At 66.9% G+C, this 17,415-nt stretch carries 17 protein-coding genes; 9 read left to right on the top strand and 8 right to left on the bottom strand.

The genetic code is table 11. The features are described from left to right. Window positions 1–19: 19 nt before the first annotated feature. Window positions 20–925, bottom strand: a complete 906-nt coding sequence (locus tag ACJH6H_RS01810; RefSeq protein WP_212807226.1) for an SDR family oxidoreductase — start codon at window positions 923–925, stop codon at window positions 20–22. A gap of 13 nt (window positions 926–938) precedes the next feature. Next, a complete protein-coding gene (locus tag ACJH6H_RS01805) occupies window positions 939–1,703 on the bottom strand; it encodes an SDR family oxidoreductase (protein ID WP_226519803.1) in 765 nt (254 codons plus the stop codon). Between the two features lie 57 nt (window positions 1,704–1,760). Between ACJH6H_RS01805 and echA20 the strand changes: the two genes are divergently transcribed. The 6 genes from echA20 (at window position 1,761) to ACJH6H_RS01775 (ending at window position 7,712) form a co-directional block, all read left to right on the top strand. Next, window positions 1,761–2,516 carry a (7aS)-7a-methyl-1,5-dioxo-2,3,5,6,7,7a-hexahydro-1H-indene-carboxyl-CoA hydrolase gene (echA20, locus tag ACJH6H_RS01800; protein WP_212807227.1) on the top strand — a complete coding sequence of 252 codons (756 nt, stop codon included), beginning with the start codon at window positions 1,761–1,763 and terminating at the stop codon, window positions 2,514–2,516. A 1-nt stretch (window position 2,517) separates the two neighbouring features. Then, window positions 2,518–3,417, top strand: coding sequence for a cholesterol ring-cleaving hydrolase subunit IpdA (gene ipdA, locus ACJH6H_RS01795; protein ID WP_212807228.1), 900 nt, complete (start codon window positions 2,518–2,520; stop codon window positions 3,415–3,417). Beyond that, on the top strand, window positions 3,414–4,163 hold the full coding sequence (ipdB, locus tag ACJH6H_RS01790; RefSeq protein ID WP_212807229.1) for a cholesterol ring-cleaving hydrolase subunit IpdB: 750 nt from the start codon (window positions 3,414–3,416) through the stop codon (window positions 4,161–4,163). The genes ipdA and ipdB overlap by 4 nt, the downstream gene beginning before the upstream one ends. 3 nt (window positions 4,164–4,166) lie before the next feature. Further along, window positions 4,167–5,237, top strand: coding sequence for a (3aS,4S,5R,7aS)-5-hydroxy-7a-methyl-1-oxo-octahydro-1H-indene-4-carboxyl-CoA dehydrogenase (ipdC, locus tag ACJH6H_RS01785; protein WP_212807230.1), 1,071 nt, complete (start codon window positions 4,167–4,169; stop codon window positions 5,235–5,237). A 504-nt stretch (window positions 5,238–5,741) separates the two neighbouring features. Further along, window positions 5,742–6,560, top strand: coding sequence for a lysophospholipid acyltransferase family protein (locus ACJH6H_RS01780; protein WP_406774119.1), 819 nt, complete (start codon window positions 5,742–5,744; stop codon window positions 6,558–6,560). Between the two features lie 216 nt (window positions 6,561–6,776). After that, window positions 6,777–7,712, top strand: a complete 936-nt coding sequence (locus tag ACJH6H_RS01775) for an FUSC family protein (RefSeq protein ID WP_406774118.1) — start codon at window positions 6,777–6,779, stop codon at window positions 7,710–7,712. A gap of 60 nt (window positions 7,713–7,772) precedes the next feature. On the opposite strand, the gene ACJH6H_RS01770 is transcribed toward ACJH6H_RS01775, so the two are convergent. Next, window positions 7,773–10,070, bottom strand: coding sequence for an FdhF/YdeP family oxidoreductase (locus ACJH6H_RS01770; protein ID WP_406774117.1), 2,298 nt, complete (start codon window positions 10,068–10,070; stop codon window positions 7,773–7,775). A gap of 92 nt (window positions 10,071–10,162) precedes the next feature. Between ACJH6H_RS01770 and ACJH6H_RS01765 the strand changes: the two genes are divergently transcribed. Next, window positions 10,163–11,059, top strand: a complete 897-nt coding sequence (locus ACJH6H_RS01765; RefSeq protein ID WP_212807234.1) for a LysR family transcriptional regulator — start codon at window positions 10,163–10,165, stop codon at window positions 11,057–11,059. On the opposite strand, the gene ACJH6H_RS01760 is transcribed toward ACJH6H_RS01765, so the two are convergent. From ACJH6H_RS01760 to ACJH6H_RS01750, 3 genes are read right to left on the bottom strand one after another with little or no spacing between them, the layout of a single operon-like run. Then, on the bottom strand, window positions 11,056–12,018 hold the full coding sequence (locus ACJH6H_RS01760) for a cation diffusion facilitator family transporter (RefSeq protein WP_212807235.1): 963 nt from the start codon (window positions 12,016–12,018) through the stop codon (window positions 11,056–11,058). The two genes, ACJH6H_RS01765 and ACJH6H_RS01760, sit on opposite strands and share 4 nt — an antisense overlap. Before the next feature lie 20 nt (window positions 12,019–12,038). Further along, complete coding sequence (locus tag ACJH6H_RS01755) at window positions 12,039–13,571, bottom strand: wax ester/triacylglycerol synthase family O-acyltransferase (RefSeq protein ID WP_318985436.1); 1,533 nt, start codon at window positions 13,569–13,571, stop codon at window positions 12,039–12,041. 30 nt (window positions 13,572–13,601) lie between these two features. Further along, on the bottom strand, window positions 13,602–14,384 hold the full coding sequence (locus ACJH6H_RS01750; RefSeq protein WP_406774116.1) for an SDR family NAD(P)-dependent oxidoreductase: 783 nt from the start codon (window positions 14,382–14,384) through the stop codon (window positions 13,602–13,604). A gap of 136 nt (window positions 14,385–14,520) precedes the next feature. On the opposite strand from ACJH6H_RS01750, the gene ACJH6H_RS01745 reads away from it, so the two are divergent. Both ACJH6H_RS01745 and ACJH6H_RS01740 read left to right on the top strand, forming a co-directional pair. Then, window positions 14,521–15,096, top strand: coding sequence for a QsdR family transcriptional regulator (locus ACJH6H_RS01745; protein WP_406774115.1), 576 nt, complete (start codon window positions 14,521–14,523; stop codon window positions 15,094–15,096). A 20-nt stretch (window positions 15,097–15,116) separates the two neighbouring features. Continuing rightward, complete coding sequence (locus ACJH6H_RS01740) at window positions 15,117–15,485, top strand: hypothetical protein (protein WP_406774114.1); 369 nt, start codon at window positions 15,117–15,119, stop codon at window positions 15,483–15,485. A gap of 2 nt (window positions 15,486–15,487) precedes the next feature. On the opposite strand, the gene ACJH6H_RS01735 is transcribed toward ACJH6H_RS01740, so the two are convergent. Both ACJH6H_RS01735 and ACJH6H_RS01730 read right to left on the bottom strand, forming a co-directional pair. After that, window positions 15,488–16,642, bottom strand: coding sequence for an acetyl-CoA C-acetyltransferase (locus tag ACJH6H_RS01735; RefSeq protein WP_226519812.1), 1,155 nt, complete (start codon window positions 16,640–16,642; stop codon window positions 15,488–15,490). 44 nt (window positions 16,643–16,686) lie between these two features. Continuing rightward, window positions 16,687–17,289 carry a TetR/AcrR family transcriptional regulator gene (locus ACJH6H_RS01730; RefSeq protein ID WP_212807241.1) on the bottom strand — a complete coding sequence of 201 codons (603 nt, stop codon included), beginning with the start codon at window positions 17,287–17,289 and terminating at the stop codon, window positions 16,687–16,689. Window positions 17,290–17,415 lie beyond the last annotated feature (126 nt).

The raw sequence follows: 17,415 nt of genomic DNA, 5'->3' as shown, positions 1-17,415 counted from the left end.
GCTTCAGCAATCGTGGCGGTTACGAGCCGTAGACCGGCACCGCGGGACGTGCCTTGGCCAGCAGATCCGCGACGACGGGGCCCAGCTCGGCCGGGTCCCACTTGGCACCCTTGTCGATCTCGGGGCCGTGCGCCCAGCCCTCGGCGATGCGAATCTTGCCGCCTTCGAGCTCGAACACCTTGCCCGTGACGTCACGCGACTCGACACTGCCCAGCCACACCACCAGGGGCGAGATGTTTTCGGGCGCCATGGCATCGAAGGCCTGGTCCTGAGTGGCCATCATGTCGGCGAAGACCGTCTCGGTCATGCGGGTCCGGGCCGACGGCGCGATGGCGTTGGCGGTGACGCCGTAGCGACCCATCTCGGTCGCGGCGACCAGCGTGAGTGCCGCGATGCCGGCCTTGGAGGCGCTGTAGGTGGCCTGGCCGACGCTGCCCTGCAGGCCGGCGCCCGAGCTGGTGTTGATGATCCGGGCATCGACGGTCTCGCCGGCCTTGGACTTGGCCCGCCAGTACGCGGCGGCGTGCTTCATGGTGGCGAAATGCCCCTTGAGGTGCACCGCGGTGACGGCGTCGAATTCGTCTTCGGTGGCGTTGGCGAACATGCGGTCGCGGACGATGCCGGCGTTGTTCACCAACACATCGAGGGTGCCGTACGTGTCGACGGCCTGCTGGATCAGGGCCTCGGCCTCCGCCCAGTTCGCGACGTTCGAGCCGTTGGCGACGGCCTCGCCGCCGGCGGCGACGATCTCGTCGACCACGTTCTGCGCGGCGCTGCCGCCACCGGCGGGCGAACCGTCCAGGCCGACACCGATGTCGTTGACCACGACGCGGGCACCTTCCGCGGCGAACGCGAGCGCGTGCTCACGCCCGATTCCGCCACCGGCACCCGTCACGATGACCACGCGGCCGTCGAGCAATCCCATTTGATCTCTCCCTTTACTTGTTGGCGCTTGACGCTTCGAGGTAGTGCGGCGGCTCGCCGCCGCCGTGGACCTGCAGGGACGCGCCGCTGACGTACGACGCGGCCTCGGAGGCCAAAAATGCTGCGGCCCAGCCGATGTCGGTGGGCTTGGCCAGCCGCTTCAGCGGCACCGTCGCGGCCACGGCGGCGACCGACTCGGCGTCGCCGTAGAACAGCTCGGACTGCTCGGTCTCGACCATGCCGACGATGACGGAATTCACCCGGACCTTGGGCGACCATTCGACGGCGAGCGTCGTGGTCAGGCTGTCGATGCCGGCCTTGGCGGCACCGTACGCACCGGTGCCCGGAGTTGGTCGGTGGGCGCTGACGCTGGAGATGTTGACGATCACGCCGCCGGCGTCCTGCTGCTGCATCACCGCGTTGGCGTGCGTCGAAACCAGCAGCGGCGCAATCAGGTTGAGCTCGATGATCTTGGTGCTGAACTTGGCCGACGCGTCGGCGGCCAGCGCGAACGGCGAGCCACCGGCGTTGTTGACGACGACGTCCAGCCGGCCGTGCTTGGCGACGATGGCGTCGATCATGGCCTTGACCGCCGCGTCGTCACGAACGTCGCAGGCGTGGAACTCGTAGGGCAAGCCCTCGACCTCGCGCCGCGCGCAGGTGATCACGGTGGCGCCCTGCTCGGCGAACACCGCGCTGATGCCGGCGCCGACGCCGCGCACACCGCCGGTGACCAGCACCACGCGACCGGCCAATTGCAGATTGATTCCAGCAGTCACTGTGCTAGCGTACCAAGCAAGTGCTTGCTTAGGTACCCGTCCCCCAGGAAGTGACTGATGACCATCACCACCAAGACAGTCGAACCGGGCATCGTCTCGGTCACCGTGAACTACCCCCCGGTCAACGCCATCCCGTCGGCCGGTTGGTTCGAGCTGGCCGACCAGATCACCGCCGCCGGGCGCGACAAGAGCACCCACGTGGTGATCCTGCGGGCCGAGGGGCGCGGCTTCAACGCCGGCGTCGACATCAAGGAAATGCAGAACACCGAGGGCTTCGGCGCGCTGATCGACGCCAACCGCGGCTGCTACGAGGCGTTCCGCGCGGTGTACGAATGCCAGGTCCCGGTCGTCGCGGCCGTCAACGGCTTCTGCGTCGGTGGCGGCATCGGCCTGGTCGGCAACGCCGACGTCATCGTCGCGTCCGACGATGCGAAGTTCGGTCTCCCCGAGGTCGAGCGCGGCGCCCTGGGCGCGGCGACCCACCTGTCGCGCCTGGTCCCCCAGCACATGATGCGCCGGCTGTTCTTCACCGCCGCGACCGTGCCCGCCTCGACGCTGCAGCACTTCGGTTCGGTGCACGAGGTCGTCCCGCGCGAAGAACTCGACGAGGCCGCGCTGCGCGTCGCCCGCGACATCGCGAGCAAGGACACCCGCGTCATCCGCGCCGCCAAGGAGGCACTGAACTTCATCGACGTGCAGCCCGTCAACGCGCGCTACCGCATGGAGCAGGGCTTCACCTTCGAACTGAATCTGTCCGGCGTGTCCGACGAGCACCGCGACGAGTTCGCGGGGACCAACAAGGGGTCGAAATAATATGGCAGACAAGACAACAACTCTCGATGCGGCCGTAGCCGAGATCGAAAGCGGCATGACCATCGGCATCGGTGGCTGGGGTTCGCGCCGCAAGCCGATGGCGTTCGTGCGGGCGCTGCTGCGCACCGACGTGACCGACCTGACCGTCGTCACCTACGGCGGCCCGGATCTCGGATTGCTCTGTGCCGCAGGCAAGGTCAAGCGCGTCTACTACGGCTTCGTGTCGCTCGACTCGCCGCCGTTCTATGACCCGTGGTTCGCGCGCCGCCGCACCGAAGGCGCCATCGAGGCCCGCGAGATGGACGAGGGCATGCTGCGCTGTGGCCTGCAGGCTGCCGCACAACGTCTTCCGTTCCTGCCGATCCGTGCCGGCCTGGGCAGCGACGTCCGCGCCTTCTGGGGTGACGAACTCAAGACCGTCACCTCGCCGTACGAGACCGACGGTGCCCACGAGGAACTCATCGCCATGCCGGCGCTGAACCTCGACGCCGCGTTCGTGCACATGAACCTCGGTGACGTGAAGGGCAATGCCGCCTACACCGGCATCGATCCCTACTTCGACGACCTGTTCCTGATGTCGGCCAAGCGCCGCCACCTGTCGGTCGAGAAGATCGTCTCCACCGAAGAACTGGTGAAATCGGTTGTGCCGCAGCAGCAGATCATCAACCGCATGATGGTCGACACCGTGGTCGAGGCCCCCAATGGCGCCCACTTCACCACCAACGAGCCCGACTACCGGCGCGACGAGAAGTTCCAGCGCCACTACGCCGAGGCCGCCGGCTCGGACGAGACGTGGGCCGAGTTCGTGAAGACCTACCTGTCCGGAACCGAGGCCGACTACCAGGCCGCGGTCCGTAAGTTCGCCGAGGCCCAAGCAGCCCAGAAGGAGGCCGCCAAGTGAGTGACGCAACCCGCGCCGAGGTCTGTGCCGTCGCCTGTGCCGAATTGTTCCGTGACGCAGGGGAAATCATGGCCAGTCCCATGACGACCGTCGTGCAGATCGGCGCCCGCCTGGCCCGGCTGACCTTCTCCCCCGACATCGTGATCACCGACGGTGAGGCCCGCATGCTGGCCGACACCCCGGCGATCGGCGCCCCGTTCGCCGTCGAGGGCTGGATGCCGTTCAACCGCGTCTTCGAGACGCTGGCCTGGGGCCGTCGCCATGTGGTCATGGGCGCCAACCAGATCGACCGCTACGGCAACCAGAACCTGTCGGCCTTCGGCCCGATCCAGCAGCCGACGCGCCAGATGTTCGGTGTCCGCGGCGCGCCCGGCAACAGCATCAACCACGCCACGAGCTACTTCGTGGGTAACCACACCAAGCGCGTGTTCGCCGAGTCCGTCGACATCGTCTCCGGAATCGGCTGGGACAAGGTCGATCCGGCCAACCCGGCATACCGCTTCCTGAACGTATACCAGGTGGTCTCCAACCTGGGTGTGTTCGACTTCAACGGACCCGAGCACCAGATGCGCGCCGTGTCGCTGCACCCGGGTGTGACGGCCGACGAGGTCGCCGACAACACCTCGTTCGAGGTGCACGGCCTCGACGCCGCCGGCGAGACCCGCCTGCCGACCGCCGAGGAACTGCAGCTGCTGCGTGAGGTCATCGACCCGAAGTCGTTGCGGGACAAAGAGGTCAAGGCCTAAGTCATGGGCAAGCTCAGGACACCGCTGACCGAACTGGTCGGCATCGAGTACCCGGTCGTGCAGACCGGCATGGGCTGGGTGGCCGGCGCGCGACTGGTCGCGGCCACCTCCAACGCCGGTGGTCTCGGCATTCTGGCGTCGGCGACGATGACACTGGAAGAGCTGCAGACCGCCGTCACCAAGGTCAAGGCGGCCACCGACAAGCCCTTCGGCATCAACATGCGAGCCGACGCCGGCGATGCGGATGCCCGCTGCGACCTCCTGATCCGCGAAGGAGTCAAAGTCGCCTCCTTCGCCCTGGCTCCCAAGCCCGAGCTGATCGCCAAGCTGAAAGATGCGGGCGTCGTGGTGATCCCGTCGGTCGGCCTGGCGAAGCACGCCAAGAAGGTGGCGAGCTGGGGTGCCGACGCGGTGATCGTGCAGGGCGGCGAAGGCGGTGGCCACACCGGCCCGATCGCCACCACGCTGCTGCTGCCGTCGGTGCTCGACGCGGTCAAGGACACCGGTATGCCAGTGATCGCCGCGGGCGGTTTCTTCGACGGTCGTGGCCTGGCGGCCGCGCTGTCCTACGGCGCCGCCGGCGTCGCGATGGGCACGCGGTTCCTGCTGACCTCGGACTCGACCGTGCCGGACGCCGTCAAGCAGCGCTACCTGGAAGCCGCACTGGACGGCACCGTGGTGTCGACCCGCGTCGACGGCATGCCGCACCGGGTGCTGCGCACGGGTCTGGTCGAGAAGCTCGAAAGCGGTTCTCCGGTGCGCGGTTTCGTCGCCGCAGTCGGCAACGCGCAGAAGTTCAAGAAGATGTCGGGCATGACCTGGCGGTCGATGATCAAGGACGGCCTGGCCATGCGCCACGGCAAGGACCTGACCTGGTCGCAGGTCGTCATGGCGGCCAACACCCCGATGCTGCTGAAAGCCGGTTTGGTGGAAGGCAACACCGAGGCGGGCGTGCTGGCCTCGGGCCAGGTGGCCGGCATCATCGACAGTCTGCCGTCGTGCGCCGAGCTGGTGCCGCGGATCGCCGACGAGGCCATCGCCCACCTGCAGGCTGCGACGAGCTACATCGTCTAACTGCTGCACGAGCAGTCGTAAGCCCCCAGATCTTTGTGGATTTGGGGGCTTACGCCTGTGCGCGGCAGCGAGGTTCGCGCCGAGGGTGCGTACAGATCGTCAGTTCCACTCTTCAGACGCGCTGGCGGCACAGTCGCGAGCCTCTCCTGGACACAGGATCAACGCGAGCAGCAACATTCGCCCGGCCTGTCAACCCCGGCCGTGGACGTTGGCTTCTCGCGACAACATATCGCCGGATCCGTGCCGAATCTTCGGCTGCCGAGGATGTCGAAACTCCTCCCCGAGCTCCGTAGCGTAGCCATCGACCCCAGCGGCAAGGTTCCTACCTGCTATAACAGGCTCGACAAACCGCACCAGAGAGGTAACCGGTCGAATGACTGCCATCGGTGGTGTGGCCTACATCGTCGTCACCTTGCTCCCCGTTCTGACCCTTGCCGCGATCAACGCCATAGTCCGCGCGATCGGTAGGCGCCGCGGACGGCCAGACCCCGCAAACGAGGACTCATGACCACGCCGACCGCCGCACCGCTCGCCGTCCCCAACCCGACGTTCATGCGGTACGTCCAGAACCCGATCTGGAACTTCCTGTGCGACCACTACTTCCGGCTCGAGATCGACGGCTGGCACAAGGTGCCCGACGAGCCGTCGCTGCTGATCGGCATCCACTCCGGCGGCTCGCTGACCATGGACGCCTGGACCCTGGTGCACTCCTGGTACCGGCACTTCGACGGGCAGCGCGTCCTGCATGGCACCGCGCACGACGTACTGATGGGTGCCCCCGGTCTCGGTGACTACTTCCGTGCCGTCGGCGTCATACCCGCGTCGCGCGACGGGGTGACCAACGCGCTGGCTGCGGGCCGCGACGTCGTGGTGTGGCCGGGCGGTGAGCTCGACGCGATGCGCACCTGGCGCGACCGTGACAAGGCGATCCTCGCCGGCCGCAAAGGCTTTGTGAAGCAGGCGATCCGGTCCGGTGTGCCGATCGTCCCCGTGGCCACCATCGGTGGGCACGACACCGTCTTCGTGCTGAACGAAGGCAAGTTCCTGGCCAAGTGGAGCGGCCTCGGAAAGCGGTTGCGCGGCGCCAACATGCCGATCATCGCCGGCTTCCCGTTCCCGCTCGCGGTCGAGGTGCTGCCGATGCACCTGCCGCTGCCCGCGAAAATCCGCACCGAGCTGCTCGACCCCATCTACGTCGACACCGACCCCGAGCGCGCGAACGATGCCGCCTACGTCGATAAGGTGTACGACGAGGTGCAGTTCGCCATCCAGTCTGGCATGGACCGGCTGGCCAAGCGCCGCAGCTTCCCTGTCTTCGGGTAAAGGTTGCCCCCGCGAGTAGGGCACCTCACGCCGGCCGCGAGCAGACGCAAAACTGTCAATTTCCCCACCAAAACGACAGTTTTGCGTCTGCTCGCGAGTAGCTGCCGTCGGCCGATAGGCACCGCCGATCACGTGCTCGGAACTTCCACTTTGACGGCCGTTCCCCGCTGCGGAAACCTTATTGGGGCTGACATCGTCATCGATCGGAGTGGGCCCATGCGCACCGTCTACCTGCGCGTGCGCCGGGCCATAACCCCACCGACGGAAGACCACCGGCCCGCGTTACGGGTCGCGCTCGGGTTGGCCATCCCGGGTGTCGCGCTGCTGGCCGCGGGACGCCCCGACCTGATCATCTACGCGGTGTTCGGTGCGATCACCGGCATGTACGGCCGCACGGAAACGCGCGGCCGGCGGTTCGCGCATCAGACCCAGGGCGGCGTGATCCTGGTCCTCGGCGTGGCCATCGGCGTGGCGCTGGCCAATTCCCATGTGCCACCGGCGGTCCTGGTCATCGCCGCCGTGGCATTCGCATCCATCGGCTCGGTGGTGACCGACTACCTCGCGCTCAAGCCCGAGGGGCCGTTCTACGGTGTCTTCGCGCTCGGCGCCATCGCCACGGTGCCCGCCGGCCGCGTCACGTCTTCATCGGCGATATTGCTCTGTGCCGCAACAGCTTTGTTGTGCGTCCTGCTGGGTGTGCTCGACGCGCCGCGAGCCGTGACGCCACCTGCCCGGCTTTCCCTGCCGAACCGGCGCGATGTGCTGATCCACGCAGGCCGCTACGCGCTGGCCATCGCTGCCGCGGCCGGACCATTGGCGGCCGCCGACGCCAGTGGTCGCATCAGGCGCGGAATCCACCGCCTCGGTGGCACTTTCATCGGCCTGGCCGTGGCGGCCGCACTGCTCGTGCCGGGGCCCAGCGAGTATGTGCTGGCGATCTGCGTCATGGTCCTGTTGTTCCCAACCGAACTGTTCATGGCGCACCACCACGCGGTCGCGCTGGGCTTCTTCACGCCGCTGATCATGCTGATGACCGACCTTGCCGCGCCCACCGAACCGCTGGTGTTGCTGACCGCTCGTGGCATCGACACGATCATCGGCGTCACCGCCGCGATCGCGGTGTCGATGCTGTTGCCGGGTGCCCGCGACTAGCGCCAACATGAGCTTGTGTGCCAGTCCCGCGGGGAATCTGGCACACAAGCTCAGGTTCGACTAGGCAGACTTCGTCACCGTCACCTTGACGTTCTTCATGATGGGCTGGTCGCTCTGCGAGCTGAAATCACCGATGGCACAAAGCACATTCATCTCCGGCATGTAGCCGGCCGCATTGCCGCGCGGGATGCCGTAGGGCACTGCCTTGTAGCGGCGCAGTGAGCGGACGCTGCCGTCGCGCGCGGTGGCGACGATGTCGACGTCGTCGAACTCCTTGATGCCGCGGTCGGCCATGTCGCGCTCATTCATGAAGATGAGCGTGCGCAGGTTCTTGATACCGCGGTAGCGATCGTTGTCGGAGTACACCGTGGTGTTCCACTGATCATGCGAGCGCAGCGTCGCCAGGATCAGCGTGCCCTCACTGACCGTGTCGTCGGGCAGCTCGACGGCCGAGAACTCGGCGCGACCCGACGGCGTCAGGAAGACCAGCTCCCGCGCGGGCTGCTTGATCCGGAAGCCCAGCGGCAGCCGCACCCGCCGGTTGAAGTCCTCGAACCCGTTGAGCACCTTGGCCATGGTGTCGCGGATGCGGTCGTAGTCCTCGACGTACCAGTGCCACGGCGTCTGGCTGTTCGGCAGCGCGGCCGCGGCGATACCGGCGATGATCGCCGGCTCGGACAGCAGGTGCGGTGACGCCGGCTTCTTCATGCCGACCGACAGGTGCACCATGCTCATCGAGTCCTCGACCGACGTGGACTGGATGCCCTCCTTCTGCTGGTCCTTCTCGGTGCGGCCGAGGCACGGCAGGATCAGGGCCTGACGGCCGTGAATCACGTGGCTGCGGTTGAGTTTGGTGCTGACCTGGACGGTGAGGTCGCACTTCTGCAGGCCCTCGAAGGTGTACGCGGTATCCGGTGCGGCACTGGCGAAATTGCCGCCCATACCGATGAACACCTTGACGTCACCGCTGTGCATGCCCTCGATGGTGTGGACGGTGTCGAGCCCGTGCGCACGGGGCGGGTCGATGCCGCAGACCTCGGCCAGCCGGTCCAGGAACTCCTCGGTCGGCCGGTGGTCGATACCGCACGTGCGGTTGCCCTGCACGTTGCTGTGCCCGCGCACCGGCGACGGTCCGGCGCCCTCACGGCCCAGATTGCCGCGCAGCAGAAGCAGATTCACGATTTCCCGGACGCTGTCGACGCCGTGTTCGTGCTGGGTGACGCCGAGGCACCAGCTGATGATGCTGCGGTCCGCGTCGCGGTAAATCTTGGCGGCCCTGCGGATATCGCGCTGCGACACCCCGGACTTGTAGACGATCTCGTCCCACGACGTCGCCTCGACCGCGGCCCGATAGGCCTCGAACCCGGTGGTGTACCGCTCGATGAACTCGATGTCGAGCGCCTTCGGATCCGTTTCTGCTTGTTCCAGAACAGCTTTGGCGATGCCACGGATGAGGGCCATGTCGCCGCCGATCCGGGGCTGCAGGTTCAGCGTGCTGGTCTTGGTGGACTTGAAGGTCGCCATCCGCAGGAAGTCATGCGGGATGATGGTCTTGGTGGCGCCGGCCTCGACCAGCGGGTTGATGTGCACGATCTGCGCGCCGCGGCGATAGGCCTCCGACAGCGCGGTGAGCATGCGGGGCGCATTGGAGGCGGCGTTGACGCCGATGACGAACAGCGCGTCGGCGGTCTCCCAGTCCTCGAGGTCGACGGTGCCCTTGCCGGTGCCGAGGGCCGCCTGCATGGCGCGGCCACTGGCCTCGTGGCACATGTTGGAGCAGTCGGGCAGATTGTTGGTGCCCAGCTCGCGGGCCATCAGTTGATAGAGGAACGTCGCCTCGTTACCGAGCCGGCCCGACGTGTAGTACGACGCCTGGTTCGGGTCGTCGAGTTCCGCCAGCGCCCGGCCGACGAGGTCGAAGGCGTCGCGCCAGCTGATGGGCTTGTAGCGGTCGGTCTCGGCGTCGTACACCATCGGTTCGGTGAGTCGGCCGGTGTCTTCGAGCGCGAAGTCACTCCACCCCGCCAGTTCCGAAACCGTGTGCTGGGCAAAGAACTCCGGCCCGCAGCGCTTGTGCGTCATCTCCCACGTGACGTGCTTGATGCCGTTCTCGCAGATGTCGAGCTTGAGGCCCTTCATGTCGTCGGGCCAGGCGCAGCCCGGGCAGTCGAAGCCACCGTCCTCGTGGTTCATCTTCATGATCGCGTGCGGTCCGCTGATGGGTTCGCGCTCGCGGGCCAGGAACTTCGTGACGCTGATCGCCGCGCCCCAGCCGGCCGCGGGATGGTGGTAGGGATGGAACTCGGGCTCGCCGTGTCCCTCGGTATCGACTCGCTGCTCAATGCTCCGGTCGGTCATGCGATAAGTCTGCTCGGAAACCGACGCCTGAGTCCAAGGGCAATTTCCGTGAGCCTGATAGGCATCGCCTATCGACCGTGGTCGAATAGTCCATGCTGTTTCGCCAGCTCGAATACTTCGTGGCGCTCGCCCGCGAGAAGCACTTCGCGCGCGCCGCTGCCGCCTGCTACGTCTCGCAGCCGGCATTGTCCGAGGCCATCCGCAAGCTCGAGAACGAACTCAAGGTCCCACTGGTGCGGCGCGGGCAGAGCTTCGAGGGCCTCACGCCCGAAGGTGAACGGCTGGTGTTGTGGGCGCGCCGGATCCTGGCCGATCACGATGCCCTCATCCACGAGGTCACCGCGTTGCAGACGGGTCTGACGGGCGAGCTGCGGCTCGGCGTCATCCCGGCCGCGTCGGGCACGGTGGCCCTGCTGACCGATCCGTTCTGCCTCGAACACCCCTTGGTACGAGTGCAATTGGAGAGCAGCCTGCGCTCGGCGGGCATCGTCGAGCGCATCCGCCGCTTCGAACTCGACGCGGGCATCATCTACCCCGACGGCGTCGACACCACAGGCCTGACCGTCACACCGCTCTACGAAGAACGGCAGGTGCTGATCGCGGGCGCCGAACTGCTTGCCAGCCAGCCGAATCCGCTGACCTGGTCCGACGCCCTGGAACTCCCGCTGTGCCTGCTGAACACGGGGATGCGGGGCCGGCAGCTGCTCGACGATGTCCTGGCGGCGCACAGCCTGACGGCCACACCGCGGCTCGAAGCCGACTCGGTGGTGTCCCTGCTGGCGCACGTCAGCGGTGGCCGCTGGGCGAGCATCGTCCCCCAGACCTGGCTGCACACGTTGCGCCCGCCGGACGGCGTGCGAGTGGTGCCGCTGGAGGAACCTCAGGTGACGGCGACGGTCGCGCTGGTCACCAGCGCTGCCGAACCCGGTTCGGTGCTGGCGCGAGCATTGGTCGCGACGGCGCACCGCGCGCCGATGAAGCCCGACTAGCGATACCACCCGGGAAGCTCGCTGGGCCGCAGATCGGTGGTGTCCCCCGGCCGGGTCAGCGTCAGCACGGCCCGCACGATCTCGGGGCGCGCGGCCAACGCGTCGGCGATGGCGTTGAGCCGTGCGGCGACGTTCGATTCGGCCGCGTCACCGACGAGGTCGACGGCGGCGACGAGGTAGATCCGGTTCGCCCCAACCCATTCCATGTGCAGATAGCTGACCCGCTCGATGTCGTGATGGTCCAGCAGGGCCAGCAGCGCGTTGTTGCGCGCAAGCGGCGTGACCGTCTCCCCCGTCAGGAAATCCATGTTGCGCTCGATGAGGAACAGCGCCACGCCCCCGAGCAGCAGACCGACCAGGATCGAGCCGATGGCGTCCCAGACCGCGTTGCCGGTGAGCTGGTGCGCCAAGATGCCGCACGTCGCGAGCACGATGCCGATGAGGGCCGAGAGGTCCTCGGCGAAGACGGCCCGCAGCATGGGGTTCGACGTGACGCGGATATAGCGCAACGGATGGATCCGCCGTTCGAGAGCGCCGGACTTCGTCTGCGAAAACGCTTGCAGGAAAGACGATCCCTCCAACACGAACGAAACCGCGAGCACCGCATAGGCCCAGCCGTAGGACGTCGCCTCGGCTTCGCCTTTGAGGGACTGGATGCCGTGCCAGATCGACACCACGGCGCCGACGGTGAACAGGCCGAAAGCCGCGAACATCGACCAGATGTAGCCCGCGCGGCCGTAACCCAGCCGATGTTGGGCATCGGCCGGCTTGTCCGACTGGCGGGTGCCGATGAGCAGGAACACCTCATTACCGGTGTCCGCCCAGGAATGCGCGGACTCGGCGAGCATCGACGCGCTGCCCGTGACGACGGCGGCGACGGTCTTGGCCACCGCGATCAGGGCGTTGGCACCGAGTGCGACGACCACCGTGAGGAAGCTGTTGTCGTCCGATCCACTCATGCCCTGAACACTAGAGCCCGTCAGTAGGCGTCGCCGGGTTGCACGATGCGGACCGGTCCACGCCGCGGCGCCGGGGGTTGCGGCTCCTGCACCCATTCGGCGCCACTGGCCGCCATCAGCCGGCCGATCTCATCGATGTGCATGTCGGCCAGGTCCCACACGTCGGGCACCAGCTCGCGGTCGACGATGAAGCCGAAGTCCAGCCGGTCCAGATAGCTCACCACGGTGATGTTCAGTCCCTGTCCTTCGGTGACGATCGACACCGGGAACTGATGGACCAGCTGCGCGCCTGCGAAGTACAGCGGCTTGCGCGGACCGGGCACGTTCGAGATCACCAGGTTGAACGGCGTGGCCGCGATCCGGTGCGCCAGCCCGAAGCGGGACGCCAGCCGCATGGCGGACGTCGACAGCACCGGTGCCGAGACCTGCGCCATGTCGCCGAGTTGGCTGGCGGGCACCAGGTCCAGCAGACGCTTGGCGTCGAGCATGGCCTCGCGGCAGCGGGCCACGCGCTCGAGCGGGTCCGCGCAGTCGGTCGGCAGTTCGGGGAAGATCGCGGACACCCGGTTGGTCCACGGGTCCTCCTCGTCGCCGGTACGGATCGACACCGGCACCATGGCGCGCAGCGGACCGTCGGGCAGCGCGTCGTGGGCGAGCAGGTAGCTGCGCAGGCCGCCGGCGCAGATCGCCATGACGATGTCGTTGACCGTGCCGCCGGTTGCGGTCTTGAGTTGCTTGACGTTTTCCAGCGACGCGGTGCGCATGGCGAACCGGCGATGCCCGGTGATGGGCTTGTTCCACGGCGTCGGCGGCGCCGCCGAGGTGGGCAGCGGAATCTTCGGGCCGTCTTCTTTGCCAAGGCGCGCAATGGCTTTGATGGCCGAACCGGCCTTGCTGGCGGCGCTGCCGATGCTGTCGATGCCGGCCGCGTCGGCGAGCTGGCCGACCAGCCGGGTCTGGAACCGCAATGCCTTGACCGGATGGCCCGCCAGGTTGATGACGGCGCGGCGGAGCAGATCGATATCGCTGGGTAGCGGCTCGGCTTCCCACGCCCGGCCGGGAGCGGGCGGCGTGGCGTTCGGATCGGTGTCGGTCAGGATGTTGAGCATCAACTGCCCGGCGGCGCCGTCGATGGTGGCGTGGTGATACTTCGTCAGCATCGCCCAGTTCCCGTCGTCCAGGCCATCGATGACGTAGACCTCCCACAGCGGCCGGCTCCGGTCCATCGGGCGGCCGACGATGCGCGACACCTGGTCTGCCAGCTGATCGACCATTCCCGGTCGGGCCAAATGGATTTCGCGGATGTGGAAGTCCAGATCGAAGTTCGGGTCGTCCACCCAGTAGGGATGGTCGAGACCCAGCGGCACCTCGACCAGTCGCCGCCGCAGTGGTTCGAGCTCACCGATGAGCGACGCGTACTTGGCGTGCACGGCCGCGTAGGGGTCGAACTCCTCGCTGGGCCGCTCGAAGATCATCAGCCCGGTGACGTGACCGAACGTCGTCGGCGTCTCCAGGTAGAGGAAGGTGGCGTCCATGCCGCTGAGCTGCTTCACGAGTGTTCTTCTCCTTGTTGGGTTTCCAGCTCAGCTGGTGAGCAAGCCACCCTCGACGGGCAGGGTGATTCCGGTGACGTAGCTGCTGGCGTCGCTGGCCAGGAAGATCAGTGCGGCGCTGAGTTCCTCTGTGCGCCCGAGCCTTCCGGCCAGGGTCCGGGGCAGGACGGTGGTTTCGAAGTAGCCGTCCGCATACTGATCGGTCATCTCGGAGGCGAAGAATCCCGGCGCCAGGGCATTGACGCGGATGCCCTTGCGTCCCGTCCACTGCTGGGCGAGGTCGCGCGTCAGGCCGATCAGGCCCGCCTTCGATGACGCGTAGGCCGCCTGCGGGAGGCCCGCGGTGGTCAGGCCGAGAATGCTGCTGACGTTGATGATCGAGCTGCCGGGCTGCATGTGGGTGGCACACGCTTGCGCCATCCAGTAACACCCGTTCAGGTTCAGGTCGATGACGGACCGGAACTGCTCGGGCGTTTCGCGCGTCGCCGGGACGGCCGTGCCCACTCCCGCATTGTTCACCAGAATGTCGACCCGTCCGAAGGAATCGACCGCAGCTTGTACGAGGGCCTTGCAGTCGTCCGGATTGGTGACGTCGGTGCGCACGGCGACGGCCCGGCGACCGGCGGCTTCCACCAACGCCTTGGTCTCGGCCAGCCGGTCTTCTCGACGCGCACCGAGCACGACGTCGGCGCCGGCCTGCGCCAATGCCTGCGCGAATCCGACGCCGAGGCCGCTCGAGGCGCCGGCGACTACCGCGACGCGGCCATCGAGACGGAAGAGATCAAGGATCGAAGCTGCGTCGCTCTGGGTCACTCGTGCATCATATCCAGATACGTTGCACAGACGAGACTGATCGAGATATATCTCACTCAGACATCAGCCGCTACCATGATGCGGAGACTGCGAGATGAACAGGAGGTGCGCCATCAGCGAGACACCGTTGGGTCGCATGCTCGCGTCGACAGACCGGCGCCCCGATCCACTCGAGGCGTTCCGCATCGCGCGCCGCTGGTTCATCGAGGGTCGCCGCATCGAAATGCAGGAACTGGCAACCGAACTCGGCATCAACCGGGCCACGCTGTTCCGCTGGGTCGGCGGGCGTGACGAACTGATCGCGGAAATCCTGTGGTCGCTGGCCGAGCCGACACTCCAGGCCTCTATCGACGCGGCACCCGGGCACGGCGCCGCGCACATCGCGCGGGCCGTCGGCCACTTCGCCACCGTGATCGATGAAGCCGGCTTCTTCCAGGCGTTCCTGCGGCGCGAACCCGAACGCGCCCTACGGATTCTGGCCACCCGTGCCGGGACGTTGCAGGGCCGCCTCGTCGGCGCGATCGAAGAGCTACTCAACGACGAGATCGCCGCGGGTCAACTAGACCCGCCGCTGCCCCCGCGCGACCTCGCGTTCCTCATCGTCCGCATCGTGGAGTCGTTCCTCTACGCCGACATCATCACCGGCGAACCGCTGGAGGTCGGCAAGGCCGAGCAGGCCATCGGCGCGCTGCTGGGCCACCGACCCACGTAATTCCCTACCGCCCGGGGCCCATGGGTCCGGGCACAGCCGGCACCGGCGGTGGATTGGGAATCGTCACGCTGGGCGGCGGCACCGTGACGGTGACGGTGCTGGTGCTGGCCCTCGTCGACGGGGTCGTCGGCGGCGTCGACGGACCGACCGGAACTCCCGGGATGATCTCCGTCGAAGTCACCGTCGTGCTCGTGCTGGAGGTGGGCTGCGACGGCGGTGGCGACTCGTCCGAACAGGCGCTTGCACCGAGAGCAGCTGCTGCTGCCGCGGACACGACGACGATGGACCTCAACATGATTGCCGAATGCCCGTTCATTCGAACCGGTAAACCCGGACAGACACAAAACTGCCCCTCTCCCGGAGGAAAGGGGCAGTTTCGTCGTGCGTGATATCAGAGGCGCTCGATGATGGTGACGTTGGCGGTGCCGCCGCCCTCGCACATCGTCTGCAGGCCGTAGCGGCCGCCCGTGCGCTCCAGCTCGTTGAGCATGGTGGCGAACAGCTTGGCACCAGTGGCGCCGAGCGGGTGGCCCAGCGCGATGCCGCCGCCGTTGGGGTTCACCTTCGCCAGGTCGACGTCGAGCTCCTTGGCCCACGCCAGTACGACGGACGCGAACGCCTCGTTGATCTCGACGACGTCGATGTCGTCCATGGTCAGGCCGGTCTTCTCCAGCGCGTACTTGGTCGCGGGGATCGGGCCGGTCAGCATCTTCACCGGGTCGTCGCCGCGGCAGCTGATGTGGTGGATGCGGGCCCGCGGCTTGAGGCCGTGCGCCTTGACCGCTGCCTCGGAGGCCAGCAGCGTTGCCGACGCGCCATCCGAAATCTGGCTGGCCAGCGCGGCGGTCAGCCGGCCGCCCTCGACCAGGACCTTCAGCGAGGCCAGCTTCTCGCGGGTGCTCTCGCGCGGGCCCTCGTCGACCTTGAAGCCGTCGACCGGGATGATCTCGTTGTCGAAGCGGCCCTCACGGATCGCGGTGAACGCCCGCTGGTGGCTGTTGAATGCGAACTCTTCCATGTCCTCGCGGGAGATGTCCCACTGCTCGGCGATCATCTCGGCGCCGCGGAACTGCGAAATCTCCTGGTCGCCATAGCGTTCCACCCAGCGCTTCGACTCGTTGGTCGGCGAGGTGAAGCCGAACTGCTCACCGACGATCATCGCCGAGCTGATCGGAATCTGGCTCATGTTCTGGATGCCGGCGGCCAGGATCAGGTCGGCGGTGCCGGACATGATGGCCTGCGCGCCAAAGGAAATGGCCTGCTGCGACGAACCACACTGCCGGTCCACGGTGGTGCCGGGCACGCCCTCGTCGTAGCCGGCGGCGAGCCAGGTCAGGCGGCCGATGTTGCCGGCCTGCCCACCGATGGCGTCGACGCAGCCCACGATGACGTCGTCGAACGCGGCGGGGTCGACGTCGTTGCGCGCGAAGATCCCGCGGTACACCTCCACACCGAGATCGATCGGGTGGTAACCGGAGAGGCCACCGCCCTTCTTGCCGACGGCGGTGCGCACAGCGTCGATGACGTACGCCTCAGATGCGGCCATTTCTCATCTCCTTCTTTGGGTGAAACTCATTTGGCGGCAAGGCGTTACGGGGCTACCGCGACGCCGCCGAGCACGATGGTCAGGTAGTGCTGCCCGACGTCTTCCGCGGTCAACTTGCCGCCCGGCTGGTACCAGCGCACCGAGACCCAGGTGGTGTCACGGATGAAGCGGTAGACCAGATCGACGTTGAGGTCGGACCGGAAGACGCCTTCGGCCATGCCCTGCTTCAGGACGTCGACCCACATCTTGCGCTGCTGGCGATTGCGTTCGTCGACGAAGGCGAACTGCGGCAGGACCCCGAGCCGCTTGGCCTCGTCCTGATAGATGACGACCTGCGCGTGCCGGTGCTCGATGGCATCGAACGACGCCATGAACAAACCCTTGAAACGCGCCAGCGGATCGGGCTCGGTGGCGATGATGTGCTCGTACCGGGTGAACAGCCAATCGAGGAAGTCACGCATGACCTCTTCGACCATCTGTTCCTTCGATTTGAAGTGATGGTAGAGACTGCCTGACAGGATTCCTGCCGAGTCTGCGATGTCCCGGACAGTGGTTGCCTTCAGCCCACGCTCAGCGAACATCGCCGCGGCGAGCTGAAGAAGCTCGTCGCGCCTGGTCGCCGGTTGACTGGGCGATGGAGACGCCATCGACACAGCATAGCAACCAAGCGCTTGTTAGGTCGATTGTGGAGGCTGGTGACTGTCGCCACTGCGCATTTCCCCGCCGAAACTGCGCTTGATGGCGAGAAATCGCCTGAATATCGCCATAATCCT

Origin of the sequence: Mycobacterium sp. SMC-21, assembly GCF_045310825.1 — a bacterium.
In the GTDB taxonomy this organism is placed as follows: domain Bacteria; phylum Actinomycetota; class Actinomycetes; order Mycobacteriales; family Mycobacteriaceae; genus Mycobacterium.
This window is presented reverse-complemented; position numbering and strand designations above follow the sequence as displayed.